This window comes from Bacillus sp. MN7755, assembly GCF_054771475.1.
Window position 1 is genome coordinate 213,903 of record NZ_BTRL01000015.1, and the last position, 26,528, is coordinate 240,430.

A 26,528-nucleotide genomic window follows, 5' to 3' on the forward strand; every position below is an offset into this window, starting at 1 on the left:
TGTAAGGTTTCAAAAAATTATACTTCACTGCAGGATATGTAATATCCTCCGTGAGCCATCTTTATTTCAACACGGTACAATACACTTCCTAAATAAAAAGTAATCGGTTTTACTTTACTCTCAAATTTAAGTTGTTCATTACATTCAGCTGCATACCCTACGATAGCTGAAGTAATAACTTCCGATGATGGATACGTTAAAGCTTCATCTAGTTCTATGAAAAAACTTTTAGAAAATAGTTTTTTCATAATCCCTTTTTTCTCTTTCATCATATTCCATCCCCTTCAATTTAAAGTTATTAACATCCATATTATACCACATCATCAATTTATCTTTGAAAATAAAAAAATCCTGCATTTTTCATGCAGGATTTTTTTATTAGTCATTTTTCGTAAAGTATGAAACGAAACGAAGAATTTCTAAGTATAACCAAACTAATGTAAGCATTAGTCCCATCGCAGTGTACCACTCCATATATTTCGGAGCTTGACTACGTACACCATTTTCGATTAAATCGAAATCTAGTAATAAGTTTAATGCAGCAACTACGATAACAACTGCACTAATAATAATACCGATTGTACCGCCTTGGTGAATGTACGGAACAGTCACACCAAACATGTTTAGTAGAAATACGACTAAATACATAACCATAATTCCAAGTGTTGCTGCCATTACGCCTGTACGGAATTTATCCGTTACCTTTACTACGCGTGTTGCATATAACACTAACATTGCAAATAGAATTGAGATTGTTAGTAATACAGCATTTAAAACGATAGAATCGCCAAATTTCATTGTATAAACTGCTGAAATACTACCTAATACAACCCCTTCTACTGCTGCATAGATCGGTGCACCAAAAGGTGAAATACGCGGGAAGAACATAGATGCAAATGCGATGATTGCTGCAACTACTAATGCACCAATTAACACCGGCATTTTCATCGTCCCCTGCATCATCTGTATGTATGAATAGACAGACGTTGCAAGTAGCAAGATAAGCATAATGAACGTTTTGCCTACTGTTCCGCCAATCGTCATCGCAGAAGCGCTTGCTCCCTCTTTACGAAATGCCTCTTTTTTCAACATTGGATTAGATGTTCTCATTTTTTCCCTCCTAAAATAGGTTCTACCAATAGTGTAAAGTTTTTCTCTTTACTTTTCAATATATGCAGCTTGTTTTTATTTTAATCCTTCAACAATATCCGATAGTTCACTCCATCTTTCCATCGTTTTTTCCAGCTCTTCTTCTGTTTTTTGCTGCGTTTCAGACAATTCTTGAGCTTTCGTAAAATCAGAACCAACATTCGCAAGCTCTTCTCCAATAGATTCCAGTTTTTCTTCAAGTCCTGCAATTGTATCTTCAATTGTATCCCATTCGCGTTGCTCGTTATATGAAAGTTTACGCTTACGTTGTTGTTTCGGTGCTTCTTCTACTACTTTTCTCTCTTTTTGCACTTCCGCTTTCTCAATGAGCTCTCTCGTTTTTTCCATTTCTAAGTAATCAGTATAGCTACCTAAAAATTCACGTACTTCGCCTCCGCCAGCAAAGATGAACAATTCATCAACTACTTTATCTAAGAAGTAACGATCATGCGATACAGTTAAAACGACGCCTGGGAAATCTTCTAAATAATCTTCTAACACTGTTAATGTTTGTGTATCTAAATCATTCGTAGGCTCATCCAGTAATAGTACGTTCGGTTCTCCCATTAATATACGTAATAAGTATAAACGTCTTCTCTCGCCACCAGATAGTTTACCAAGCGGTGTACCATGTGAATGTGGCGGGAATAAGAAACGTTCTAACATTTGAGACGCACCAATTACTTTTCCATCTGTCGTATGAATAACTTCCGCAATTTCTTTAATGTATTCAATCATACGTTGATTTAAATTCATCTCTTCATTTTCTTGCGTATAATAAGCAACTTTTACAGTTTGCCCAACTTCAATTTCACCACTATCAGGAGATAACTTACCTGCAAGCATATTTAATAGCGAAGATTTCCCGCTTCCATTCGCTCCAATAACTCCGATACGATCGCCTGGTTTCACAATATGATTAAAATTGTTCAATACCGTTTTATCACCGAATTTTTTTGTTACATCTTTTAGCTCAAGTACTTTTTTCCCAAGGCGGCTACCGCTAAGTGCAATATCAACAGACTGTTTTGCAGCTGGTCCTTCTTGACCTTTTATCTCTTCAAAACGTTGAATACGTGCTTTTTGCTTTGTCGAACGAGCTTTTGCACCACGGCGAATCCACGCTAGTTCACGGCGATATAAGTTTTGACGCTTTGATTCTTGCGCAAGTTCTTGCTCTTCACGAAGTGCTTTCGCTTCTAAAAACGTACTGTAGTTTCCTTCATAACTATACAGTTTTCCATTATCTAATTCGAAAATACGATTCGTCACACGATCTAAGAAATAACGATCATGGGTTACAAGTAATACCGCACCTGTATATCGCGCTAAATATTCCTCTAACCACTCAACTGTCTCATGGTCAAGATGGTTCGTAGGCTCATCTAAAATTAATAGGTCCGGTGTTTCAATAAAACACTGCGCCATCGCAATACGTTTTTTCTGCCCACCAGATAAATTTCCAACAGTTGCTGTGAAATCCGTAATTCCTAGTTTCGTTAATAATGATTTGGCATTCGCATTTGCTTCCCACGCACTCATCGCATCCATACGTTGTTGCACTGCAAATAATTGTTCCTGTACTTTTTCATTACTTGGATCTTTTTCGATATGTAATAGCGCCTTTTCATAATCACGAAGAAGACGAATTAAAGGTGTATCACCATGGAAGACTTGTTCTAATACTGTTAATTTCTCATCAAACTCAGGTTGCTGTGATAAATAACTAATTGTATACCCACGTGAATGAGTCATATCACCTGTGTCAGGAATTTCTGCCCCTGCAATAATTTTTAATAACGTTGATTTACCAGTACCATTTACACCGATAATTCCGGCACGTTGTCCTTCTGCAATACTAAATGATAATCCATCAAATAACGGTTTTTCTCCATATGATTTTGATAAGTTTTCCACAGTTAACATTTTCATATTTGTGCATTCCACTCTTTCATAAATTGTTCAATAAACTGTTCCATATAACGATGACGAACTTCAGCCTCTTGTTTTGCTGCGTTCGTATTCATTAAGTCTTTTAGTTTTAAAAGTTTTTCATAAAAATGATTTAGAGATGGGTCATTATTTTTTCTATATTCATCTTTCGTCATCACTTCACGCGGAGGAATAGTTGGATCATACATTAATCGCCCTTTCGCTCCACCATATGCAAATGTGCGAGCTATTCCAATTGCACCAAGAGCGTCTAAGCGATCTGCATCTTGAACAATCTTCCCTTCAAGTGACTCAACTTTACCGCCATGACCACCTTTATAAGACATATTGGCGATGATATGAAGAACATGTTTACTTTCCTCTTCTTCAACATGTAACTCTTCTAACCAATCAGAAACCTTTTTCATTCCTGCTTCTTCACTTTCATTTAACTTCTCATCTGCCACATCGTGAAGTAATGCTGCCATTTCAATTATAAAACGATTTCCTCCTTCTTGCTCGGATAAAGAAATCGCCAGTTTATGTACGCGCTCAATATGATACCAATCATGCCCACTCGCATCTTTTTCTAAAATATGTTTTACAAAAGTAATTGTTTTTTGAACCTTTTCTTGTTTTGTCATTTTATCTTCACCCAGTTACTTATTGTAACACGCCCGCATTTTTTCATCACATATTTTCTTGTCCGCCCATACACTGGGTGGTAGGCATCATCATGAAGGAGGAATAAATATGTTCTATAATAATCAACCGCCTTACCCACAACAACCATTTTACCCTCAGCAACAAGAACAAAGATATACAGAACAATATGAAGAACAAGAGTTACAACAGCAAGAGCAACAATATGAACAAAATCCATTTGCAACGCCGCAAACTCAAGAAACTAATTATCAACAAAACTCATACGACACACGTCCAAATTATGAATATCCCCAAAATCCATATACAGCACCACAAAATCAAGAACAACAATTTCAGCAAAATCCATTTGCAACACCGCAAAATCAAGAAACTGAATATCAACAAAATCCATATGACACACGTCCGAATTATGAGTACCCTCAAAATCCATATACAGCACCACAAAATCAAGAACAACAATTTCAACAAAACCCATACCCAACTCAGTCTAAACAACCGCAATACCAACAACAAATGTATCAACCAAACTACGACGCACGTGTCTCACCACCTAAACCACCAACAATTGATCCGACTCAACCACAAATTTTACCGCCTGGACCTACATTCGATATTACACAGCCTCAAATCTTACCACCTGGACCAATTACAGAACCAACACAACAACAAATTCAACAAGTTGTCGGTACACAGTTTTTACCTTTAAAGAAACCTGTACTAGATTTCGTAAAACCTTGGGTAGATTACGGTTTAAATGAAGCAAAACATACATCACACAAACACGCTTTAACAGAAGTTGCTGCAATTATGTTTTTAGTTGGTAAAGGCTTTAATCCGACGATTGCGCATTATATTGTAGAATCTTGGGAGAAGAATGAGCAGTTTTAGGGTTGTTTATTTGATAAAATATAAAAAACACAAAAGTGCCAAAACCCTTATACCACAAGGGTTTTGGCACTTTTTAATATCTAGAACAAATTTTATTGAAATAATTATTTTTATAGATTTTCATACTTTTTCATATGGTATGTGAACAAAATGTGAGCAAATATGTGAACATATATAGTACAAAATCACACCTTTGTATACACATTTTTAGAAACATCTTACGTTTATCAAACAATAACCTAAAGACGTACCTGCAACCTCATCATATAAATAATAGATATTAAAAAGAGGACACTATAAGCGCCCTCTTCCTTAGGTTTTAAATATGTTCTCCATGATCCATAAATACTTGAATTGGTTCGTTTTGTGGTGCGTCTTTTACATTATTAATCCCTAAAGTAAAAACAGCGGATAACATCATCATTAATAAGATTGCTTTTTTCATTTTAGCGCCCTTCTTTCTATGCTCTTTTTGTCTGCATCTAAAGCGATGTGCAAATACTTGCTAGCTTTTTCATGATTTTCTGAACCATAGAATCTTTCACCTAAAAGAGAAACATATTCTTTTACCCAATCATATAATTCTTCTTTTTCAAAATACGAAATACCTTCCATGACCACATTTTCTAGTTCTTCTTGTGGCGCATAGTTATGTAATGCTCTTAAAATTTGAAAATGATGTCGATAACATAAGTCACTTATTTTATAGCCGTTCTCAATGTATTCATTGGCGATATGATTGTAACCTAACTTAAAGTGTTCTCTTGCTAAAAGAAACATAGTTTTAGCGTTATTTTCTAATGAATCCTCTAAGTGTTTAATTGCTAACTCTGGCATGTTTTGACTTGCATATAAAAGTCCTAAATTATGCTTAACTCGTTTAATAAGAAGTTCATCATTAGATTTTTGGAAAGTACCTAGTGCTGAAAGTAAATATTCCTCTGCACTTTCGAATTCATTTAGTCGAATGTGTGCCATCCCTAAAGTATTTAAGCATGCTGCAGTTTTTAATTCATACCCTGGGCTAATTGAAAATATTTCATTCGCCTTCACAGCAAATTGAACTGCTAGGATTGGTTTTAATATGTGATAGTAATAAACTGCAAGCCAATAATTAAATTCAGCTTTTTCAATTTCATCATGCATGTACTCTAAAAATATTTCAGCTTTTTCAAATTGCATTCTTGCTTCACTATGGTTTGCTGTATTAATAGCATAAATCGCTTTAAATAAATGATAATAGTACTCTAAAAATGTTTCCGTAGGCTCTTGTAATGGTTCAATCTTGTCCAAAATATCTTTCGAACTATCCATATCACGTATTAGCAGGTTATACCGCCCATTCAATAAAGCATAGTAGACTAATATTGTTTGGTCTTCCTTAATATTATTGATTTTATTTGCAATCTCTTCTTTTATTTTCTTAGACTGTAATACACGTTGTGAAATCATAGCTTGATACCAGTCGTTTAATAATTTTGTGATTTCTTCTTTAGAAATACTGTCAACACTCATCTACTTCTACCTCCCCTTTGTTAAATATTACCACGACATACTTGTTTATATAAATATTTTTTTGAATATTCTAACTTGATAAACTTATTTTTGAATATTCATATTAAAAATCGTTAATTTTGAATTAATATAGCTCTGAATAAAAGTACGCTATAATATTTTTTGCGTATATCGTGTCATCAACTTGATAATGATGGCACTTTTTTATGTCCAAAAAAAGAACATACCTTCGTTTATAATGGAGTTAAAAAAACAAAAGTGAGGGATTACGTCAACAACAAGAAGGAATACATGATATAAAAAAATAAAAAAAATACATCTGAAGCATGCAAAGATGTAATTATAGAAACGTTAAAAAATAGGATCAATCGATTAAATGAAAAGGTATATTTATTAGAGAGTGAAAATCAAAAATTAAAGACACAAATCAAGAAAGATTTAGGTAAAGTTTATGACAGTTTGTAAATCAAATATCTTTTTACTTATAAAGTTATAAAATGCCTTTTGAGAAAAGCGCTATCCTTTCTGTATATTTCTACAAAAAGAATAGCGTTTTCTTCGTTCTATAGATACAAATTTATCTTAGCTTGATAGCGATGTGTTGTGATCAATCATCGTCATCATTATCACAGTCGAAACACTGAGAAAACGAATCATCTGGACATTCTCCAAGGATCGGTTCACACGGGTTAAAATTCTGATTATTAAGAACTTCATATGGTCTCATCATATCATGGTCCTCGTGTTCAAGGATGTGGCAGTGCCACGGGTAGATTCCTGTAAAAGGACCAAAACGTGCAATGATACGAGTAACCTCCCCAGGATTGGCACGAACAGTATCTTTCCAGCCCATCTCGCTTGGATCAGGTGGTTGTGGTGGCCCAACTATAAGGTCAGGACCATTTGGATCCCCAGTAAACGTAGCACGATTCAAAATTTGAAAAGTAACAAGGTGCAAATGAATAGGGTGAGTGTCCGGTGTAGTATTGTAAAGCTCCCAAATCTCTATCGTCCCATTATATGGGGTTTCTGTAAGGGGCATTTGATCCCAATCTAGGTTATTTAATAAAAGTTTTAAACGCCCGAATTCATCGGTAGTTTCAACTAAGAGGTTTTTTCGTACGATTACAGTATCGTTAGGATCAAGATGTTCCAAGCAACTCAATTCTTTTGGAATTTTACTATTGTCAGGTTTATGCAATTTTCGTTTGACACGAAATTCCATAATCTGCGTAAGGTTTGAATCAGGTGGTTCGCCGTTAGGGAATGGGGCTGGTGCGTCATTTGTTAAGATGATACTTTGACCTTTATGGTTCGAAAAATCAATAATAACATCGACACGTTCAGCTGGTGCAAGTATGATTTGGGATACGGTGATTGGTGTTTCTAAAAGCCCTCCTTCTGTGCCAATTTGGACAAAATTTTGGCCAGAACTCAACCGTATACGATAAAAACGAGCATTGGAACCATTAAGGATGCGGAATCGGTATTTCCGTGGTTCGACCTCAAGATAAGGCCATGCTTTTCCATTGACTAAGATGGTGTTTCCGAAAAATTCAGGTACAACTGATGGATTTGGTAATGTTGGATCTATTGGTGGAGGTGGCTGCGGTGCTGGAGGCGGCTCATGGCCTGGCTGGGTTGGATAGAACAGTTCACCATTAGGATAGAACGATCGATCTTGGATGACGATTGGAATTTCAAATTTCCCACTCGGAAGGTTCAATTTTTCCTCTGCTCTATCTCTAAGGATATAGAAACCTGCAAGTCCTGCATAAACGTTCAAACGAGTGATTCCAAGGGCGTGGTCATGATACCACAACGTTGCAGGACGTTGACAGTTTGGATAATAGTAGACTTCATGCACAAATTTTGGACCAACATTTTCAAAATCTCGCGTAAACCATGCCTCTGGATATCCATCATTTTCGGGTCTAACCCGCCCTTCATGTAAATGAACAACCGTTCTGACAGAAGGTTTATCTGGTTCTGCTCCATGAATAGTTCGATCCACAGGCAGTAGATGTTCGAAGGGTAATTTATTTTTCCATTTAACTAAAATAGGTTGATTTCTTCGTACTTCAAATGTAGGACCAGGATACATACCGTTGTAACCCCAGACAGTAGTTGGTGGCAAATCTCTATGCAATTTTTGTTGTACTTGCTTCATGGTTACCTCATAGTATGGGATATCATCAATTTCATCTTTTGCTTTTAAGACAGGTGGAATAGGTAATGCATCTACAAACTTCTCTAAAGACATATGTCTGCCTCCTTTTTAAATAATCAGAATATCACTTCACCTCACATTTTTATGTAAAAAGAAACTTGAACAGAACTCACACTAAAAAATGTAATGAATCGTTCTTTATATAATGAAAAAAGTGAACTTAATTCTCATAAATAAATGTAGAGAGAAGTAACTACCAAATTAAGATATCGATGAAGATATATATATAATGATAGAATCGTTAATATTAAAAATTTATTTAAAAAATATCTTGATAAAATGGTCAAATGGAACCCGTTTGCTTCAATGCCGGAGCAATACGAGGAAATACATAGAATGTTTGAGGAACAATATAAAGTACCTAAACCTTTTTTAACACAAGATACTATGGAACGAATAGAAAGAGCGTTAATGCAATCCCTTCATGAAACAAAAGAAATATTTATTTCATACTATCTTGATGGATTTATCCATGATGAATACATTACTGTTATAGATATTGATAAGCAAAGCAATACGGTACATTACACGGATGCATTTGGATTACAGACACGATTAAAATTTGAAGAATTTGTTGATATAAAATAAAAAGGGTCTACTCAAGTATGAGCAGACCCTTTTTTTACTTCACATATACATATGATTCATTTGCTGTAATATAGAATGTTGTCCCTCTGCTATTGTGTACTTTATATTGTGCAGATCCATTCACGGATACCTTAGCATCAATAGTAAATCCAAGCCCTTCATCTACTGTTCCTGCTACATCTTTATCAGCCCAGGAAGCAGCGTCATAGAAGCGAAGGTTGTCCACTTTAGAAACAACGCGTTTACCTACTACAGAACTTGCAGCAGAAGTTTGTTCCCCTTGATATTTAATGTAGGATGGATTGTTATAAATCCATTGATTACCACCAAGATTTAACCAATCACCTTGTTTTCCCCATACTTGATATGATTCATATTTACTTAATTGACGGATAATACCGTAATTTGTTGATGGCCCACTTCTAAGGTTTATATTATACCCATCGATATAAGCAACTCCTGTTGTCCATGTAACGTTTTGAGAAGGTTCTTGTGGTTTTGGTTTAACTGTAACAGTTGCGCCATCATATGCCTTTTGTACGTCTGCTCTGAATTGTGATTCTGATACACCGTGACTGCGAAAATAATCAAGCGGATCTTCGTGGTCGGTTCCACCTAATTTGTAGGAAATATCTTTATGTGTCCATAATCCTTTGCTTGGATGAATTCCTCTATCTTTTAAAATCTTAGCTAATAGTTTTACATAACGTTCGTAAGAAGATTTAAATTTAGCTGGATTACTAGTTTCAGAAAGTTCTACGTGAACAAATCGTTTGTTAGCAGCTGGTCCAGCACCATAAGCGATATATTTTGTATCGGCAATTTGGATTGTTTCATCCCAATCTACTGCATAATGAACAAAAGCAGAACGCCATGTACGAGACTCATACTTTTGAATATTAATTGCTGGTGCTTCTGGTGTTGCAGTACTATGTGCGACAACGCCCTCATAAGCGCCCACACCGTAGCGATATGCTTGTTTCGGTAAGTCTTGGATAATTAGTACTCTATCGGCAAAAGAAGCCGTAGTGAACGAAAATAAGAGCAATAGAGTCATAAATAATGAACTAAATAGTTTCAATGGTTTTTTCATTGTGTATTTTCCCCTTTTTAGCCAAACAAAAAGAGCACCGTCTTTTGACAATGCTCTCCTTATGTAAGGCGTGTATTTTTATTGTTTGTTCTGTTTTTCTTTTCTTGCATCTGACCTTTGAATTTTTGCTTGAATTTCGGATGCTACACTTTCTAATAACCATGCAGGAATCCATTTATCCCAGCCGATTCTCGCGCAGTTTGCAGCGAAACTATTAAAGATATGATAGATTAATCCACCGGTTACCATGAAGAAAAAGAAGTCCGGTAGTTTAAGAGCCATATCAAAGAAGTGTGCAAGAGCAGGTAATGATAAAAGCACCACGGTTCTCGTGATGCCTTCAATTCCGTATTGAGATGAATAGGTTCCATCTAGTTTAGAAGCCCTACTGCCAGTAATCCAATCTAGCATGATAATCCATCCGAAAATCACTATCCAAATTAAATTCGTCTTTCCATACAGGAAATTAAATAGCGTTCCTAATCCGCCACTTATTGCTGCACCTGCCTTGAATTGAGTACTTGTAATGACATCACTTATATTTAACGACTTGATGAGTTCTTGAATTCTTTCCAAGTTCTCACCTCCTTTCAAATTTTGGCCAAAATAAAAAAGCCTGCTGCTGCACGCTTGGATTCTCTTGTTTACGTATTTAATTTTTTCCATGAATGTTCTAATGGCTCTTGTCTTGGCCGTTTCATGTCATGATTTTGTTGATTATTAGGTGTTTCTATTTTAGGTAAAAATGCTCCCTTCCGTGTATGTGCGTTCCTATTGGCTACAGTTAGATAATTACGTAATATCATTCCTTTAAAAGTAGCCATAATCAAGAAACCCTTATTACAATATCTGATGGTAACGAAAAGGTGTTGGCCACATTACTAACACAGGCTAAATATCTATATTTTTGTATCCCTTCATCGGTTGGAATTTCAATGAAGTCTCCTTGTGATAAATTCGTTGTTCCGCTTAAATAAAATATTCCATCTAATCGTCCTCGGACACCCTCATCCTTAGTCTCTACAAAAATAGGAGACAAAATATATGATTTATCAATTGTCGGGTTCTTCAAAGGCGTAAAATAACTTGTGGTGGATCTATATGGTTTAGTTGAAGAAGGAAATGATTCAGGACCCGCAAACATCCAACCTTGATTTTGCTGCGCCGCAGAATTAGTAGTTACTCCAGAGAAAGCTGTTGATGCTGCATATATTGCCCTTGTAAATGGTTCATGTGATTCTTTTAAATACAGGTCATCCGGAACACCTATATATGATACAACGTTGTAACCGGATAGATATTCTGGTGCGATTGTAGCAACAATGACACGTTCTTTATCTGCAAAAACGTATAATTCAAAAATTGCATCCTTATCATAAGTTGGTCCTTTTCCCTTTGTAAAACCAGTGTTATATCTTCTACCAAAAAACCAGCCTAAAGGATTGGAGTCAGTTATATTTATCCGGCTATTTGAGTTTTCGTCGTAACCTTCAAAAAAGCGAAAGAATGGATCTGCGTAGTCTGATTTTCTAATATCATAACTAGAGTTTGTTGACGGGGCAGATTCAGAATTTCTTCCATCAAACGGGATAAGTGCTAAGAATATATTTTTCTTATTATCATTACCATCTGAATACATATCAAAAGAGTTATTTTCAGAAGATGCTCCTTTATTTTTTTGTACCCATCCAACTCTAAGCATCTCATCAATAACTGTTTGGAATATGTCTTTTCGTGCAACTTCAAAGCGATTGAAAATTTTATTTGTCATTTTACATCTTCCTCCTTAATTTAAACGTATTGCTTTCATAGAAACATTAAAAGTAGAGGGTGTTCCGCCCCGATTTTCTATATAAAGATGTACCTTGTTTGTATGATCTTTATCCTCACAAGGGATGGTTAAAATATCATACGTTCTTTTTTCTAATAAACTTTTATAAATTTGATTCCCGTTCTCTTTTTGGTCGTACATAAATAGCATTGCTTCAACGTTTGAGTCATTTGTAACTTGAATTGTACGAATATCGTATTTGTTACAACCTACATCCAATGGAGCATATAGAACTTTTCCAGGTTCAATTGTAATTTGTACATTCCTCTCAATAAGGATTGATGGTGTAATCTCACTTTCAGATGTATATCTATATAATTTCATTACAGTTCCCATATTGTATTCACCTCAATTATGTTTTAGATGAATATTAAAATAAATAGGTTCGGATGTTAGGAAATTTGTATCCTTCACAACTTTCACCCAAAAATCACGTGTATCTTGTGCAGCAACTGAATCAATCTGTATTTCATTCGAATAGTTAGTACCATCTAATGAAATGAGTGCCCAGGTATAACCGACTTTCTCCATGTACTGCTCTATTGATAGTTTTATATCTGTAGCGGCACCAATGTTATCATTTACGATAGTCATTTTTACAATCCGCTCATTATTCAACATGTAACCTAAATTCGTTGGATCCGTTGTATTTAATTCTTCGCTATTCATTTTGATTTGTAGGGATGAACCCATACAATACATATCTCCACCATAGAAGGTAGCTTGTTTATTTGCTATCAGTTCGTTTTCCTCGTCATATATTTCTATGATTCCCTCAAATTCTAAAGAAGGAAGTAGAATATCAATGCCTGTATGAGCTGCAGCTACGATGTTAGTAGAAAGGATATTACCTGCAGTATCTTTTAATACAACCTTATAATTTTCATATAGTTGGCGCAGAGGTAACATATTACTTGTTGTCATAATAATTTTATTGATGTCTAGTGGTGCAAATCCCTCTGCCGTTCCTCTTTTTAGAACAACACCAATTCTTTTTGCTGCTAACGAATCGTTATCCGTATAATCAAAGAATGTATCAGTCTTTGTGTAAAAGTCCCATTGATCTTCTGTACAAATCGCCATCCACTCTTTATTGCTTTGTGAACTATTAGCAGAATAGGATTCAAGAAACTCGACTTTATTCTTTTCATTTTGATAGATTAGTAAGCCACCTTCATCTCCTTCTTTTGTAGGAGCATAATCCGCAATAACCTGGATTGCAAAGTTACTTTGTGGTTTATCGATTAAAAGCATAACATCTTTATCTGCAGAATGATTCATACGTAAGAATCCTTTTTTGATAGCGTTGTTAAATGAATTTGATGGTGAAATAAGCCATTTTGGATTTACAGAATCAAAATCATCTACAAATATTTTTCCGCTTTCTTTTTCGTATAAGGATACTTTTGTTTTTTCTTGTTTAAAAGGAACTAACTTTCCGTTTAGAATGTCAATTGCGTCAAAATTTATGTTAAGACCAGACAGTTTGACTGTATGAAAATCTTCTTTTAAATCCATTTTCTCATAAACTAGTGCTTGAGGTTTTAAAGGGTTATACGTATAAATAATGTTTTCGGATGGCATGTCATCAATTGAAATTTGACCTACATCATACGCAGAAGATAATAAACCTATAATTCGTAAAGCTTTCCCATAGAATTTGAATTGTACAGTTGCTAGCTTGTTTTTTTCTGGACAAAAGTGTATAGAACCTCCATAGTGTTCAACTGATTTAGATATGTCCCATGCTCCAGAATATTGAAAATTACTATCCGTATCATCAAACCGTGACCAACCAAGTTGAGGTTCTTTTAGAACATCACTAACTTTAATAGGAGTGACAAGCCCTCCTGGTGCGTCAAAATCTAGAGCATCTAAAGTACTTACCTCATCTGCATGCAAGATAACGTTATGAATTGCATACTGTAGATCGTTCTTTTCATATAGAAGGACAGAATATTCCCCATCTGAATCGGGGTCACCAATATTATAGGAACCATATTTTTCACCATCAATCTCGACGTCAACAGTGCCAGGCCAAAGTTTATAAGTAGCACCTATTATACGAAGTTTACTACCCACAAATGAAAATCGTATTTTTAATTTACCACCACAAATATGATATTTACCATAAGCAGCGGAAGACGAACCCCTTATTTCCCACGCGCCTTCATACGTAATAAGAGCACTATCTTCGGCATCATCATAACGTCTCCAACCTGTTTCTGGTTTTTTGAGTACTTGTCCTATATAAGCCATACCATCACCTTCTCTTTATCTTGTTTTCTTCCAATTTGAATTTGTCCACCAAGATTGACGGCTATGTCGTAGCCATAACTTCGGATCATCATTTTCTTTTTCGATAACTATTAATTCATCTGGTTTTTCTGTATCAAATACTCTCTCCAGTTTGAATTGTTCGGTATCCTCTAGAACCGATTCTCGTTCTGGTTTGCGTTCAAAACGTTCATATTCCTCCGTAACGCTTTCTAATTCATGTTCCCTATCAAATGTATCTGTTTCGTTAGTCACAGCTTCTACAAAGACCTGTCGCTCTAATAATTCTTGTTCACTAACGATTGCATATTGTTCAAATTCTCTTACTGCATCTACATTTTTAATTACTTCTGTATCTGTTGTTATAACTTCTTTATCAGCTGGTGTACTATCAGAGATAACTCCGCCTTCAAATTCACGTATACCGATAAAGGTTTCTTGCTCTGTAATAAGAGCTTGTTGTGTATTTTGTTTATAAGAAGTCACTTCTTGAATTACTGCAGTTGTATGTTCTTTCATTACTTTTTTTGATTCAATTGTTTGGTCCATTTGCATTTGTATTATTTGTAATGTTTTAGAATTATCTTCGAAAAGTGTAATTCGTGTTTCTAGTTCTTTTCGGATACGTCCAAACAAATCAAACTCTGGAAGATATACAGGAATCCCCATACCTTCAAATAAATCAAATTCTTCTATGGAAGCTTGTAATTCATGTTCTGTTGTAAATGTTTCGTAATCATCCAGCACACGGGTTTCTAGTTCTTTTCGTTTTGTTTCACTAATATCTTCTGTGTTAATTAATGCATCGATGGCTGGGGAAACGATATTTGATATAGTGCCCTCGTTATACTCTCCGTGCATTTCCCTAGTTACAATTTGACTTACCTCTTCATAAAATTCTTCGCCATATAGCACACGAGCGACTTTTACCCATTCTGGTAATTCATCCACACCAGCCGCTACGAACTCACGTAATGTATTTTTTAATATATCCTGCTCTATGATTTGAGCTGATTCGTATTCTCTGGTTATAAGTTGTAATTCATCTGTATGATGCACAACTGCAGTTCTTTCATTTGGTCTTTCGCTCTCTACCCCTTCGATATGGTCTATATCGAAAATTCGTTCATGTTGTATGGATTCATCCGCAGAAATAAGTTGCACTGGAATACTATCAATACGTTGAGACTGCTGCGTTTCCAAATTGGCCACATCAATAATTCGAGTTAATTCAAAATCAGTTGTGTTAGAAATAGAAACATCAATTTCATTTTGTCTAATCGCTTCCTCAAGAGCACTAGATAAGACTCCCTTCGCTCGTACTTTCGTCGCAGTGACTATTGCATTATTCTCTGTAACCGCCTTATGCCTTGCGTAAGGAGCGATACAAAGCAGATACTCAACATCATTCTTATTTTCTGTGTTTGCCGGAGTAATAGAAATAGAATAGGTTCTCTCATTTCTATTGGGTCCAGAACCAATTGTGACAACATGACTTTTTTCTTTGGTACATATAGAAGGGGAAGCAATAGAATAAACTTTTTCACTCATTCTTCTGCTACCCCCTTATTTTTAGATATCTTCTTTGTAGATCGCTAAGCCAATTGGATTGAAAGGCGTTGCTTTTTCTTGTGTCATTGGCGAGACAGGTGTTGTGGGCAATGTATAACGGTATAATTGCGCCATTTCATAATAGGCTAAAATTTCAGCATCGTTTATTGGTGGTTCCTTAAATGTAATTGTCTTATCATCTGGATTGTACACATATTCATCCTTAGGTACTTCTATACAAGAGCGTAGTAATTTTAAGGTATCGCCTTTAGGTTTATGCTCTAAGTGGAATATTTTACGTGCTCCATCACCTTTCCCTAGAACTTCATTAGAAACTGTTTTTTCAATTTCTAATTCATCGGCTTGTTGGATGTTTTTCGGATGGACTGCATAGACATCATCTAATTTCCCTACATACCCATCATTAGGATGAACAATGTACACTTGAGATAAATGGTATTTACCACTATAAACAGACGGATTGAAGTGTCCCTGACTATTATCAACATCCATATTATGAGTAATGAAAGAAAGGTAATGGTGTTGATACATGGAACCTGTATAAGATTGTGCCAATTGTACCGTTTCATTACCGTTACTTGTATTTTCCCCATAATCTATCGTTGAATTTCCGACTTTTTTATTTGCGGAATATACAAATTGGTCACCTGTACGGCAACCTGCTGCGATTATCATATTTCTTCGTGGAGCATTATCAAATGTATACATCCGTCCAATATAAACAGGAACGAATAAAGCACGAACAGGAGCAGGTGTTGGATCTACACGCATAAACATGGCTATACGATCTCTATTGGCATTTCCATACATATAAACAACAGAATCTCGTTTCCAGTCTTTTGTAAACCGTTTTTCCGGAGTGAAACTAATCGGTGTATATGGTGAAGGATTAGCGAAATTCAACGCTGAATACACTTCACTCATAATGCCTAACATATCTTCTGTATCAAAAGATTTAGTTGCTGTTAGTGTATCGATGGTTCCATCTGCTTTAGGTTCAACCGTATAGAAGCCAGCCATTTTAATATTATCCGTACTTGCAGGTGCCTTTTTAAGCACAACTTTTGATTCGGTAAATGTGTACTCTTCTGGTGAGATAATGGCATCATTTTTATAAAAAATGGTGCGAGACTCATCAAAATTAGGGAATGGATATTGGAACTCTGTTTTTGTTCCATTCCCATTCCCTAAATTACTTGCTTGATCTGATAGTTTTACTTCTTTTTCAATAAAGTATTGGCTGTAAGTGAAGAAAATCATATCGTTTGAAGGCTCGTAGGCATCACTAGCAAGTCTACATTCATATGTAATTTTATCGGTTTTTGTAGGTGCTTCTGTAAACTTGATTTCTCCCGTCCGTGCATTCACTGTGTAACTTTTTTTATCTTTCACGAGATTATTTATATAAATAATAAGGGAGCTTTCTATTACTGGAAATACGGGTATTTGGAAGTCTTTCTTCGTACCGTCACCCATACCTAATTTTCCTAATGGGGAGTCGGTTGTAATATATCGGCTATCGGTAAAGTCTGATACATTTGTATCATAGGCAGTTGCTACTCCTAGTTTTCTACGTTCTCCATCACTTCCAGCCGCTTCAAATAAACGAACATCGATAAACTTACTAATTCCACTACGAATCCTAAAAAATAGTTTTCTACTCCATCCGCTTGTAGTAAACATTTTTTCTAAGTCATTTGGTAATGTTTGCAAATACGTTATTTTATCAAACCACATTTATATTCATCCACCTTTATCTTGTTTTTTCGTAAATTCCTAATCCAGCTGGTCGATAAGCAGTAGCGGGTAACTTTGTAATTGGTGAAATTGCATCGACTGTAAAGAAACGATAAATATCATGGGTATCTGGACAAGTATTTTGTCTTACTTTCAATTTATCTCCATTTAATAAACCTAAAGGTGATAGTAGAACGATATAAGGCATATAACCGCGAACACCTTCCTCTGGATGAACAATATACGCTCGTGACGTATGGACTTTATTGCTGTAAACAGAAGGGTTAAATTGATATTTGTATTCATCATTTTCATGATTCTGCCATGCGTTTGGATACTGGCCACCAGTTGTACTTTTTCTATCTGGTGGCATCATGTTAGATGGAACATTCCACGCTAGATAATGAGCTTGATATCTTGCTCCAAAACGTGAACGTTTAATTATGATGTTATCAATACCGTTACCTGGGCTTTTTGGATATGCCTTCGTTCTCGGCATATATTTTTTTACATCCCTAAATGGAGTTTTACTTTCAAAGTTATAATTATGGGAAGACGCTTCTGAACCTTCATCGTAAGCGGTGCCTGCCCATAGAGCGTCGGCAATTGTGTCATCTGCTGCATAACTTTCTAATTTCCCCATATAAACAGGAATTACAGGAACAGAGTTATTATCGAAAGCAGGCGTTCTATCAGCTTGTATTAGAAGAACCACACGGGATTTATCTACTTGTCCCGTAATACGAACCATTGAATCCGGCCACCAATTCGAATCGACATTTATATTTGTTAGTTTAGGGTTTCTAAATGAACATTTTACCCAAGGGGACATCATCAATTGAGGTGAATCTGCATATTCGTAGGAATTTGTGTAATAAACTTCCCCAGTACTAGGATTTACGTTTCTTTCCGAAGTCACCTTTACTTCAGCTAATTCAACATCCATAATAGATTGAAATTCACTACCGTCTTGAGCGCCCATTTGAATCATGCTATTGTCTTGATAGTTTGGAACTTGTTCTATCATGTATAGATACATACAAGAACGATCTTTATATCTTGGATTATCTTCAACATAAGACTGAAATTCTGTTCTACCTTTATCTGTAGATAAATCAATATTTAGTTTTGTTTTAGTTTCCCAAGCCCAAGTTTGAACGATTCCGTACATGCCACCATCTGAATTTTGTAAGACAACATGTTTTGCACACCAATATTTATACAGCTTAGTAATGTTATCTTTGCTTCCTTGCTCTTTGACCTTATCAATGTATTTATAAAAGGTTTTGACTTTCTTCCAACCGTTTTCAGTCATTAAATTTATGAGTGAATTATGAAAATCTGCTTCTGTAACTATTTTTTCAACGTATGCCATCTATTTCACGCTCCTAATCTCTTAATAGTTGGTAATTCAGCCATATAGTTTTTTTATCTGCGGATGCATTGTGGTATTCGAACTTTACTTCAGCATTAGCAGGTATAGCTTTTACAACGGAGAAATTAAAACCCTCCGGCACATCTTTTACATAAACTTCTTTAAATACTTGCTGGCCATTAATAAATAAATTCCAATAGTCCCTATCACTGTAATGAGAAGCAGCAACAGAGAAGGCAATCATTTCTGTTTCAAAGGCTAATGAAAACTTATCTACATGGATTTGATCATAAATACCAATTCTCCGACCCTGGATAAATGGCTCTGTCTTTGTAGGGAAGTAAGGTGCGTCAAATCGCCCGCCAGCCATATAGTTAACAGCAAAGCTCATAAAGTACTCTCCTTTATCTTAAAAAGTGAAGTTCAAACCATACCGTTTTATCAAGAATTCCTTGATTATGGAATCGGAATGTAATTGTACTTCCTGCTTTTACAGATTTGTAAACCATAAAGTGTATACCTTCGGGAATACGCTTCGTATAGATATCCTGGCAAACAGTTTGTCCGTTCACGATTAAATCCCATTTATCATCTAATTCATACATGGAGGAACTAACACTAATCGCGTAAATCTCCATATCTGCAGGTAATATATATTTCACTTCATCCGTTTTATATGATGTGGAATCCATAATGAATCCAGGTACGAATGGTTCCGTTTTTGTTGGATGAAACGGTGGATCTAATCGGCCACCAGCTAAATAGGTTGTTTCAAACAAGAGCATTCACCCTTTTCCATGTATTAAAAAATTCCCGTGCATCATTACGACACATCGGGAATTGCTAAATCAGATAGCATACCGTTACCTTTATTAAGGAGTCGCGGCTGCACACGTTCTAATTGTTTCTTTGCATTATATATTAATTGAGTTTCCATCATCTTTCCTGTTATCTTGTGGGATAAAATAACCTTATCTAACATACCGTGGTCGTTAAAAATTAAATCGTAATAAAGATATTTATCTCCATCAACAGCAGATAAACGAGCACCATCACGAATGAGGGTATAGCCCTCTGTCATACCTTCTTTAAATACGTTATTTGGGTCATCGCCAGGCATTGGTTTTCCGCCGCTGTAAAATTCTCTATCAATTAATCCTTTCATCAAATACATAATCGGATCATATAAGTTCTTTTGCATTATCATCATATCACCCCTAATTTACCCTTGTGACAGACCATGTTTTTGCAGGACGTTGAATATAATATCCATCTGGACCTATGTTTTTTCTATCAAACGTTAAATCTGGAATATCACCATAATCAAATAGAATATTATTCTGTGTATCTAACACTTGCATTCGTCCTGTAAGCCACCTTAAAGGATTTCGTACAGCTTCAAATACAACTACATTTACCCCGTATTCGAGCGGGATATCAACATATGTAGGGTTGTTTCGGATAAGGTAATTTTCTTCTATTAACCTATCATTGGCGTAAATATTTATTACGTCACCATCTTCATAGTCATAATCCCAAAGTTTTAATCGTAAAGTATCTACGTTTACTGTGATTCCGCTTATGTCTGTATAAGGAGTAGGTTCGTACCCATAGTTAACTGTTAAATCTAAAGTTTGATAGAAACCATCATCTGCTGAAATCATAGTATTAATCCCTTTTACGAAATAATTCCATTGTTGGCCAGAATCTCTGTTATAAACAGAAATTACATCGAACAATTGAATCCTTGGATCACCAACTACTGCAACCGTTAATGTTCTAAACTTTTGTATTGCCTTTAAATGATAAGCTGCAGCGACTGCTCTTCTTGCAAAGAATGTTGTAGCCCAAGGGACTTCTATCATTTCCTCTCGTAAATCACCCTGCGATACATTTTTTAAAAGAAATGAATTAAGAAATCCGTTTGCGTAATCTCCACATTTAACAACAATACTATTACTAATATCCTGGTCTGTTAGCTGCATATCTAATGAAATGAGATTCTCACCTTCATTAAAGTTAAATTTAGCAGGCTCGTTAATGGCATAGTCCGGCATTTTCATAAACGTACAACTTCCATCCGGTTCATGTTTAATATAGTGGAATGTTGTATCTATAATATCTCGAACAATTTCATCCCATTTTTGAAACCTCTTACCAGTAGCGCCTTCTACGAGCCAACTTTGATTGGTGCCAGGTATGTTTACGGGACTACCATGTAAGACGACCCCTGCTTTTTGAAAGAAGAATTTCACAACATTATAAACATTGCCAGTGGGTGCTACAATTTCATCCGATCCAGGTGTTGGTATTACTGATTTATGTAGAAGTTTCTTATAAGATGTTGTACAAGTGACTGAAATAGTACCACTTTCGGCATTTACCTTCACATCAGATACAAAACCATGTATATAAGGTAAAACCTCTTCACCATAGCCAATAGACACCTTAAATTCAGTCTGTGGATACAGTTGATTTGTATTTGTTACCTCACTGTTATAAAACCATTCTTGAATGGAAGAAAACTTACCATACCAATTATCAGGGGCCATTTGACCGTATTCATTTGCAAAGGTAATAGTAAATGTACTAGCAAACTGGTCTGCGTTCTCCTGGACTTCTAAACCCGTTACACGGTGTTGAATTTGGACGTAAGAAGAAGAAGAGTCCCTTTTTTTCATAAAAACAATTAAATTAGGGGAGTTATTTCCTAATTGGAAATGACTCCCCAACATTCTAATTAAAGATACAGAACCTTCCCTCATATGCCATCAACTCCAACGCCTGCTTGTGCTGTAGATATTAATTTGCATTTTGCTATTACTAATGTACCTTTTCGTATTGTATCCACTTCATTAGGTGGTATAATACCCCCGTAAGTACCGTAATCACCAGTGATAATATGAGTACGATATATTTCCCTCATGAAATCACGCCAATATTTCATATCTCTAAATAGCAGAGTGAATTCTACTTCGCATCCTTTATTACCAGCACTTTGAAAACGCGGATATCCATGCATAACATTGTAAGTTTTTAAGCTGTCTAATGACTTTGGCATCTTTGTTTGCTCAATCATTGCAATGTTAGGAACCTCTCCAAATGAATGATAATAAGCTTGACTCACATACGCTCTGTCAGAAGAACCGTAACCGATTGTTGTAAATTCAATTGTTTGTGGGCCTGCACCAACAAATATTTCTCTTGCTTCCCAGGCATAAGGTCCTCTTGCTCTAAACCTTTCAATACCATTTACCCGGACAATAAAGTATTTGTAGGGTAGCATCCCATCAGAACCAATAGGAACTTGGGACATAAATGAAAAGTTATATGTCCCTGGCCATGTGAAATTAATGGTATATTGTATTGTGTTTTTTAATTCGACTATATCTTCAAAGAGGTAATATGAACCTGCTTTTCTATGCAATGTTTTTAATATACTCATACATTTCGCACCGCCATTCCCATTAGATCATCAGCAACTACGTTTTGTAGCAGCTTTCTCATTTTTACAAAGTTGTCTGCAGACTGTAGTTTTTCAACATCGACTTTAAATGTAGCATTTTGAATCGTTACACCTTTATTCGTTTTCTTCTCAACATGGGTTTGGCCAGCGAATGGATGTGCAGTCTTACCAATTAAGTCAGCAGAGCGCGCTCCCATTTGTCCAATTTGAGTAGATACGTCCGTTACTAGTTTCATTGGTTTAGGTGGTACAACGGCTTTATTTAGTAATTCAGAAGCTTTATCTACCGCGGGAATCATTTGTTCCATCCCTACACCTAAACCTTCCGTAATATAGCCCCCGTATTCCATCATTAAACGGGACGGACTTCGGATACCGAAGAATTTTAATACAGCTTTAGGTATTCCTGAAACTACGCCTTTAGCTTTTTTTACAAGCCAACCAGCCATTCCAGCCATCCCTTCACCGATTCCGGCAATGATATCTTTTCCCCAGCTAACTGCTTCTTTTGCTACATTTTTTACAATAGAGCCTACTTTGCTAAATACATCTTTTACGATATCTACAATACCTGTAAAAGCTCCTGTAATAGCTTTCTTAATTGCAGAAAAGCTACTTACTATGAAATCTTTAATAGCTCCAACAACACTAAAAATAGTATTTTTAAGTCTATTAAAATTATCAACTACGAAATTAACAAAGGCTCGAACCGCTGCAATGATTGTATCTTTAATAAAATTCCAGGCTGCTTGAATGAAATTTTTCAAAAAGTTCATTACATTAATAATTATATTTTTAATAAAATTGAATGCAGATTGAACAGTATTTTTAATGAAATTTAAAACCGTAACAAATACCGTTTTTATAAAATTCCAGGCTGCAGAAATTATAGTTTTTATAACATTCATCGCTGTTGAAATCACATTTTTTATAAATTCGAAAGCAGCACGAATAAACGATTTCAAAAAGTTAAGGACAGTTGTAAATATCGTTTTAATGATATTCCACCCAACTCTAAAAATCGTTTGGTATGCTTTTATATAAAATGAGATTACATTTTTAATAACTTCTAAGGCGAATTTAACAACGCTTTTTAAGATATTTAAAGCGGCATTAAAAATGAATTTTATAGCAATCCACCCAAGTTCGAATGCTTTTTTCCAGAAATTAATGTAAAACTTTATAACTGCAGCTATACCGCGCCAGGCTGCTTCGAGTATTTTTCCTATAAATGATACAGAGGCATGGAAGACCTTTTTCGTTCCCTCACAAAATCCAGAAAAGAACTTAGATAAACCGGACCAAGCTGATTTCGCACCTTTTACGGTTGCATCCCATCCCTTAGAACATACATCACCTATCCATTTCACTGCTTGTTTCGTATATTTAACAACATCATCCCAATTTTTATAAATTAAATATACTAATCCAACGATAGCTAATATTGCAATCGTCCAGGGATTCATGAGTAATGTCATTGCAGATCTTCCGAGTATAGCGAGCGCTCTACCTATTGCACCAAACATTCCAATAAGTTTAGGCCCTACTTTTAAAAGTCCTGCAAATGCAGTGCTACCTAAGAAAGCTACTGCTCTCCCTATCATTCCGAACATACCAATTAATCTAGGACCAAGTTTTAATATACCCGTAAATAACAATGGAACCTTAGATAATACGGGTACTAGGAATCTGAATGAACCGACAAATGCACCTACTCCACTTGTCATAAAGCCCATCATAGCGACTAATGGCCCTAATACTGCAACCATACCTAAAATTGCTACGATACCAATTTGGATTGGTTTTGGAATAGAACTAAACGCCTTTGCAACTAATTCTACAGCTTTGATAATAGGAGGAAGGGCAACTTCTGCAATATCAATTATTGCCTGGCCTAACGGTTCTAATGATGCCATTGTAGTACGAGTGAGTTTTTGCCATCGAACACCAAATGCCTCTTGCTGCGTCTTCTGCATTTTGCCCATTGCGCCCTCAACATCACCTAATGCACCACTTGCATTATTAAGCCCTAAGACGGCTTGTGCGCCCATGTCTTCCCATTTTGTCAACTTTGTTATCGTAAAGGCTTTTTATCCTCTACTTCTTGCACTTCATATTAATGCAAGTTCGGCATACGTTTTCACTAATAAGTGTCGCGGTCTCGTGGAGGAATTATATCTTTTCATCCTCTATGCTCTGCCCCTGACTATATTTTATATAGCCTTCGGTTCAAGTTAGGAATCTCACCCTTCTTGCTTAATACCGCAATTTTACTTCGGCACAATTTATCATCTACCGAATACAGCAACACCAAGTTGATTGGCTTTTACTTTGTCGTCCATTTTACCTAAATCGCCAAGTACTGCATTAAATACATCTGCAGAAGTTCCTTTACCTTTATTGAAGTTATCCCATACTTTTTGTGTTTCGGGAGACATTTCAGCAAAGGCATCAGATACACCTTTAGAACCATCCTGTACACGAATACCGAACTCTTTTACAAGATCGTTAATGTAATCGAGATTATAACTGCCATCACGAGTCCCGTTTGCCATAATGGTAAACATCTCGTTAGCAGAGAAACCGGCTTGTTTATAAAGCGGCGCATATTCGGCCACATTATCAAACATTTCATTCGAATAGTTCAATCCCTCTTGTCCACCGGCTGCAAATAAATCAAATGCTTCTTTTGATTCAATACCAAACTGGTTCATCAATTGTCCTGCACCACGAGTTACCTCATTTATATCAGAATCAAATGTTTTTCCCAGTGTCATAGCACTCTTTGTAGCTTCTTCTAATTCTTCGTGAGGGACATCTTTCATATTTTGATACACTTTTATGAGCGATTGATCTACTTCTTCAATACTCTGGCCAAATCCATCTTTCCAAGTTTCCTTTGCGACTTTGCCAAGGTTTTCAGCACCTTTTTCAGTAAGACCTAAAGAAGATTGGATGTTTCTTTGAGAAGCGTCGAAATCAGATGCTACTTTAACAGCTGCCGCACCAATACCAGCCAAAGGTAATGAGACACCAGCAGTCATGTTAGTACCAACATCTTTCATTTTGTTACCTACATGACTAATCGACTCACCTGCTTTTTGGAATTTATCATGCATTCCATTTGCAGTTTGTTGCACGCGGTCTTCAAATTGTTGTAAATCTTTATAAGCACCTTCTGCTTTAATACCAATTGTTCCGAACAACTGGAACATTTCAGCGAGCATTTACGCACCCCCTTCGCTGGGGTTTATTACCCATTTATTCCTCATCGTCGTCTTGGAATTGAGCCATGATTTGCTCAACGTGTGCTTCACATTCTTCTTTCGTCCATACTTCACCCATCTTATAAGCGGCATCAGTATCTTCTTGAGAACCAGCAAGCCCAAACGCTTGAAGGTAATCATTAAACGTAGTCCCTTCTTCTAGCTGACGGGTTTGAAATCCAATGAACGCCATCTTCTTCCACTCATTTAATTCTTCTTGCTGCTCTTCTTGTGCAATGAAAGAAAATAAATCCATCAAACGCGAATAAGGTATGGATAAGACATATTCATCTGTCCATCCATACCGCTTTTGGATCTTATCGAAAGCACGTAACATATTTTGTTCTGCTTCCTCTAAATATTCATTTGTATTCTCGTTTACGCTTGGATCTGAGTCGCTGCTGGTTTGCTCCATTTCCCGCTCTGAACTTTCACTAGTCCCTTGACCTGGTTGAAAAAAGTCATTAAGTCCTCACTTTCTAATAACCCTTGTATAACAGCAACCATTGCTTCCGGAGGGAACTGGCGAAACTCTTCTGCTTTTACTTTTAATAGACTAGCAAAGAACTCTGTAAAGTCATCCTCACAAGCAGGAATCATTGTTAAAACACGGAAAGCAAATTCCAATCCTTTTTGTTGCTGCTTCTCTTTAAGTGCAGCTAATTGCGCTTGTTTTTCCTCTTCTGGAAGAGATTCGGCTACTTTAGTTAATTCATCCATTTCTTGCTTATCCTTACCGAAATCAGCAAAGTTAGCTATCGCACTGCGTCCAACCTTCGAAATAATCTTAGCGAATCGCCAAACGTCCGTTACGTTTAATCGTCGCATTGCTACTGTCTCACCCATGATTGTAATGTCTGTACCATTGTTCATCATTTTTTCTAAAATAGAAGCCATTTCGTTCTCTCCTTTTAGCATTTAGCTAGTTTTATGTAATAGAAAA

General features: G+C 36.0%; 25 protein-coding genes and 1 pseudogene. 2 read left to right on the top strand and 24 right to left on the bottom strand.

What is annotated here, in order from left to right; translation table 11 throughout:
* Positions 1–17 precede the first annotated feature (17 nt).
* The 4 genes from ACYVEC_RS17695 to ACYVEC_RS17710 all read right to left on the bottom strand — a co-directional run bounded on the left by ACYVEC_RS17695 (position 18) and on the right by ACYVEC_RS17710 (position 3,725).
* Entirely contained in the window at positions 18–272 is a 255-nt protein-coding gene (locus ACYVEC_RS17695; protein ID WP_460507514.1) for a DUF4318 domain-containing protein, read from the bottom strand.
* Positions 273–378: 106 nt separating this feature from the next.
* Positions 379–1,110 (bottom strand): Bax inhibitor-1/YccA family protein, encoded by a 732-nt coding sequence (locus tag ACYVEC_RS17700; protein WP_098557354.1) that lies wholly within the window; start codon positions 1,108–1,110, stop codon positions 379–381.
* 75 nt (positions 1,111–1,185) lie between these two features.
* Entirely contained in the window at positions 1,186–3,081 is a 1,896-nt protein-coding gene (locus tag ACYVEC_RS17705) for an ABC-F family ATP-binding cassette domain-containing protein (protein ID WP_063223259.1), read from the bottom strand.
* Positions 3,078–3,725, bottom strand: a complete 648-nt coding sequence (locus ACYVEC_RS17710) for an HD domain-containing protein (protein ID WP_063223258.1) — start codon at positions 3,723–3,725, stop codon at positions 3,078–3,080. The genes ACYVEC_RS17705 and ACYVEC_RS17710 overlap by 4 nt, the downstream gene beginning before the upstream one ends.
* Before the next feature lie 109 nt (positions 3,726–3,834).
* Here ACYVEC_RS17710 and ACYVEC_RS17715 point away from each other — a divergent pair, with 109 nt between their 5' ends.
* Positions 3,835–4,635, top strand: a complete 801-nt coding sequence (locus ACYVEC_RS17715) for a hypothetical protein (RefSeq protein ID WP_063223257.1) — start codon at positions 3,835–3,837, stop codon at positions 4,633–4,635.
* Between the two features lie 319 nt (positions 4,636–4,954).
* On the opposite strand, the gene ACYVEC_RS17720 is transcribed toward ACYVEC_RS17715, so the two are convergent.
* The 3 genes from ACYVEC_RS17720 to ACYVEC_RS17730 form a co-directional block, all read right to left on the bottom strand.
* On the bottom strand, positions 4,955–5,080 hold the full coding sequence (locus tag ACYVEC_RS17720; RefSeq protein WP_063223256.1) for a hypothetical protein: 126 nt from the start codon (positions 5,078–5,080) through the stop codon (positions 4,955–4,957).
* Positions 5,077–6,150, bottom strand: a complete 1,074-nt coding sequence (locus tag ACYVEC_RS17725; RefSeq protein WP_063223255.1) for a Rap family tetratricopeptide repeat protein — start codon at positions 6,148–6,150, stop codon at positions 5,077–5,079. The genes ACYVEC_RS17720 and ACYVEC_RS17725 overlap by 4 nt, the downstream gene beginning before the upstream one ends.
* Before the next feature lie 607 nt (positions 6,151–6,757).
* A complete protein-coding gene (locus ACYVEC_RS17730) occupies positions 6,758–8,413 on the bottom strand; it encodes a multicopper oxidase family protein (RefSeq protein WP_063223254.1) in 1,656 nt (551 codons plus the stop codon).
* A gap of 246 nt (positions 8,414–8,659) precedes the next feature.
* Between ACYVEC_RS17730 and ACYVEC_RS17735 the strand changes: the two genes are divergently transcribed.
* Positions 8,660–8,968 carry a YolD-like family protein gene (locus tag ACYVEC_RS17735; RefSeq protein ID WP_063223253.1) on the top strand — a complete coding sequence of 103 codons (309 nt, stop codon included), beginning with the start codon at positions 8,660–8,662 and terminating at the stop codon, positions 8,966–8,968.
* Between the two features lie 34 nt (positions 8,969–9,002).
* On the opposite strand, the gene ACYVEC_RS17740 is transcribed toward ACYVEC_RS17735, so the two are convergent.
* From ACYVEC_RS17740 to ACYVEC_RS17820, 17 genes and pseudogenes are all read right to left on the bottom strand, one after another.
* Positions 9,003–10,061, bottom strand: a complete 1,059-nt coding sequence (locus ACYVEC_RS17740) for an N-acetylmuramoyl-L-alanine amidase (protein ID WP_460507522.1) — start codon at positions 10,059–10,061, stop codon at positions 9,003–9,005.
* A 78-nt stretch (positions 10,062–10,139) separates the two neighbouring features.
* A complete protein-coding gene (locus ACYVEC_RS17745; protein ID WP_063223251.1) occupies positions 10,140–10,637 on the bottom strand; it encodes a phage holin family protein in 498 nt (165 codons plus the stop codon).
* Between the two features lie 250 nt (positions 10,638–10,887).
* Positions 10,888–11,832: a hypothetical protein gene (locus tag ACYVEC_RS17750; RefSeq protein WP_063223249.1), complete on the bottom strand. Its 945-nt coding sequence runs from the start codon at positions 11,830–11,832 to the stop codon at positions 10,888–10,890.
* Between the two features lie 15 nt (positions 11,833–11,847).
* A complete protein-coding gene (locus tag ACYVEC_RS17755) occupies positions 11,848–12,228 on the bottom strand; it encodes a DUF1998 domain-containing protein (protein WP_063223248.1) in 381 nt (126 codons plus the stop codon).
* Positions 12,229–12,240: 12 nt separating this feature from the next.
* A complete protein-coding gene (locus tag ACYVEC_RS17760; protein ID WP_460507527.1) occupies positions 12,241–14,151 on the bottom strand; it encodes a hypothetical protein in 1,911 nt (636 codons plus the stop codon).
* Between the two features lie 15 nt (positions 14,152–14,166).
* Positions 14,167–15,720: a hypothetical protein gene (locus tag ACYVEC_RS17765; protein WP_460507530.1), complete on the bottom strand. Its 1,554-nt coding sequence runs from the start codon at positions 15,718–15,720 to the stop codon at positions 14,167–14,169.
* A 21-nt stretch (positions 15,721–15,741) separates the two neighbouring features.
* Entirely contained in the window at positions 15,742–17,478 is a 1,737-nt protein-coding gene (locus ACYVEC_RS17770) for a hypothetical protein (protein WP_460507533.1), read from the bottom strand.
* A gap of 16 nt (positions 17,479–17,494) precedes the next feature.
* Positions 17,495–18,853: a hypothetical protein gene (locus ACYVEC_RS17775; RefSeq protein ID WP_063223244.1), complete on the bottom strand. Its 1,359-nt coding sequence runs from the start codon at positions 18,851–18,853 to the stop codon at positions 17,495–17,497.
* A 13-nt stretch (positions 18,854–18,866) separates the two neighbouring features.
* On the bottom strand, positions 18,867–19,244 hold the full coding sequence (locus tag ACYVEC_RS17780) for a hypothetical protein (protein WP_063223243.1): 378 nt from the start codon (positions 19,242–19,244) through the stop codon (positions 18,867–18,869).
* Positions 19,245–19,257: 13 nt separating this feature from the next.
* A complete protein-coding gene (locus ACYVEC_RS17785) occupies positions 19,258–19,632 on the bottom strand; it encodes a hypothetical protein (protein WP_063223242.1) in 375 nt (124 codons plus the stop codon).
* A 44-nt stretch (positions 19,633–19,676) separates the two neighbouring features.
* Positions 19,677–20,060, bottom strand: coding sequence for a hypothetical protein (locus tag ACYVEC_RS17790; RefSeq protein WP_063223241.1), 384 nt, complete (start codon positions 20,058–20,060; stop codon positions 19,677–19,679).
* Between the two features lie 10 nt (positions 20,061–20,070).
* Positions 20,071–21,618 carry a hypothetical protein gene (locus tag ACYVEC_RS17795; protein ID WP_098555328.1) on the bottom strand — a complete coding sequence of 516 codons (1,548 nt, stop codon included), beginning with the start codon at positions 21,616–21,618 and terminating at the stop codon, positions 20,071–20,073.
* Complete coding sequence (locus tag ACYVEC_RS17800) at positions 21,615–22,298, bottom strand: hypothetical protein (protein WP_063223239.1); 684 nt, start codon at positions 22,296–22,298, stop codon at positions 21,615–21,617. The genes ACYVEC_RS17795 and ACYVEC_RS17800 overlap by 4 nt, the downstream gene beginning before the upstream one ends.
* Positions 22,295–24,388, bottom strand: a complete 2,094-nt coding sequence (locus ACYVEC_RS17805) for a phage tail protein (RefSeq protein ID WP_460507539.1) — start codon at positions 24,386–24,388, stop codon at positions 22,295–22,297. The genes ACYVEC_RS17800 and ACYVEC_RS17805 overlap by 4 nt, the downstream gene beginning before the upstream one ends.
* A gap of 228 nt (positions 24,389–24,616) precedes the next feature.
* Positions 24,617–25,546: pseudogene (locus ACYVEC_RS17810) on the bottom strand (phage tail tape measure protein); the annotation flags it as partial.
* Positions 25,547–25,580: 34 nt separating this feature from the next.
* Complete coding sequence (locus ACYVEC_RS17815) at positions 25,581–26,000, bottom strand: hypothetical protein (RefSeq protein WP_460507542.1); 420 nt, start codon at positions 25,998–26,000, stop codon at positions 25,581–25,583.
* Positions 25,964–26,482: a hypothetical protein gene (locus tag ACYVEC_RS17820; RefSeq protein WP_336448606.1), complete on the bottom strand. Its 519-nt coding sequence runs from the start codon at positions 26,480–26,482 to the stop codon at positions 25,964–25,966. The genes ACYVEC_RS17815 and ACYVEC_RS17820 overlap by 37 nt, the downstream gene beginning before the upstream one ends.
* Positions 26,483–26,528 lie beyond the last annotated feature (46 nt).

Bases quoted from the DNA above. Each gene is read 5' to 3' on its own strand.
- ACYVEC_RS17800 (WP_063223239.1), bottom strand. From the start codon at position 22,298: ATGAGTATATTAAAAACATTGCATAGAAAAGCAGGTTCATATTACCTC.
- ACYVEC_RS17735 (WP_063223253.1), top strand. From the start codon at position 8,660: ATGGTCAAATGGAACCCGTTTGCTTCAATGCCGGAGCAATACGAGGAA.
- ACYVEC_RS17750 (WP_063223249.1), bottom strand. From the start codon at position 11,832: ATGACAAATAAAATTTTCAATCGCTTTGAAGTTGCACGAAAAGACATA.
- ACYVEC_RS17815 (WP_460507542.1), bottom strand. From the start codon at position 26,000: ATGGAGCAAACCAGCAGCGACTCAGATCCAAGCGTAAACGAGAATACA.
- ACYVEC_RS17775 (WP_063223244.1), bottom strand. From the start codon at position 18,853: ATGGCATACGTTGAAAAAATAGTTACAGAAGCAGATTTTCATAATTCA.
- ACYVEC_RS17730 (WP_063223254.1), bottom strand. From the start codon at position 8,413: ATGTCTTTAGAGAAGTTTGTAGATGCATTACCTATTCCACCTGTCTTA.
- ACYVEC_RS17780 (WP_063223243.1), bottom strand. From the start codon at position 19,244: ATGAGCTTTGCTGTTAACTATATGGCTGGCGGGCGATTTGACGCACCT.
- ACYVEC_RS17790 (WP_063223241.1), bottom strand. From the start codon at position 20,060: ATGATAATGCAAAAGAACTTATATGATCCGATTATGTATTTGATGAAA.
- ACYVEC_RS17770 (WP_460507533.1), bottom strand. From the start codon at position 17,478: ATGTGGTTTGATAAAATAACGTATTTGCAAACATTACCAAATGACTTA.
- ACYVEC_RS17720 (WP_063223256.1), bottom strand. From the start codon at position 5,080: ATGAAAAAAGCAATCTTATTAATGATGATGTTATCCGCTGTTTTTACT.
- ACYVEC_RS17795 (WP_098555328.1), bottom strand. From the start codon at position 21,618: ATGAGGGAAGGTTCTGTATCTTTAATTAGAATGTTGGGGAGTCATTTC.
- ACYVEC_RS17740 (WP_460507522.1), bottom strand. From the start codon at position 10,061: ATGAAAAAACCATTGAAACTATTTAGTTCATTATTTATGACTCTATTG.
- ACYVEC_RS17820 (WP_336448606.1), bottom strand. From the start codon at position 26,482: ATGGCTTCTATTTTAGAAAAAATGATGAACAATGGTACAGACATTACA.
- ACYVEC_RS17725 (WP_063223255.1), bottom strand. From the start codon at position 6,150: ATGAGTGTTGACAGTATTTCTAAAGAAGAAATCACAAAATTATTAAAC.
- ACYVEC_RS17715 (WP_063223257.1), top strand. From the start codon at position 3,835: ATGTTCTATAATAATCAACCGCCTTACCCACAACAACCATTTTACCCT.
- ACYVEC_RS17695 (WP_460507514.1), bottom strand. From the start codon at position 272: ATGATGAAAGAGAAAAAAGGGATTATGAAAAAACTATTTTCTAAAAGT.
- ACYVEC_RS17710 (WP_063223258.1), bottom strand. From the start codon at position 3,725: ATGACAAAACAAGAAAAGGTTCAAAAAACAATTACTTTTGTAAAACAT.
- ACYVEC_RS17700 (WP_098557354.1), bottom strand. From the start codon at position 1,110: ATGAGAACATCTAATCCAATGTTGAAAAAAGAGGCATTTCGTAAAGAG.
- ACYVEC_RS17760 (WP_460507527.1), bottom strand. From the start codon at position 14,151: ATGGCTTATATAGGACAAGTACTCAAAAAACCAGAAACAGGTTGGAGA.
- ACYVEC_RS17705 (WP_063223259.1), bottom strand. From the start codon at position 3,081: ATGAAAATGTTAACTGTGGAAAACTTATCAAAATCATATGGAGAAAAA.
- ACYVEC_RS17755 (WP_063223248.1), bottom strand. From the start codon at position 12,228: ATGGGAACTGTAATGAAATTATATAGATATACATCTGAAAGTGAGATT.
- ACYVEC_RS17765 (WP_460507530.1), bottom strand. From the start codon at position 15,720: ATGAGTGAAAAAGTTTATTCTATTGCTTCCCCTTCTATATGTACCAAA.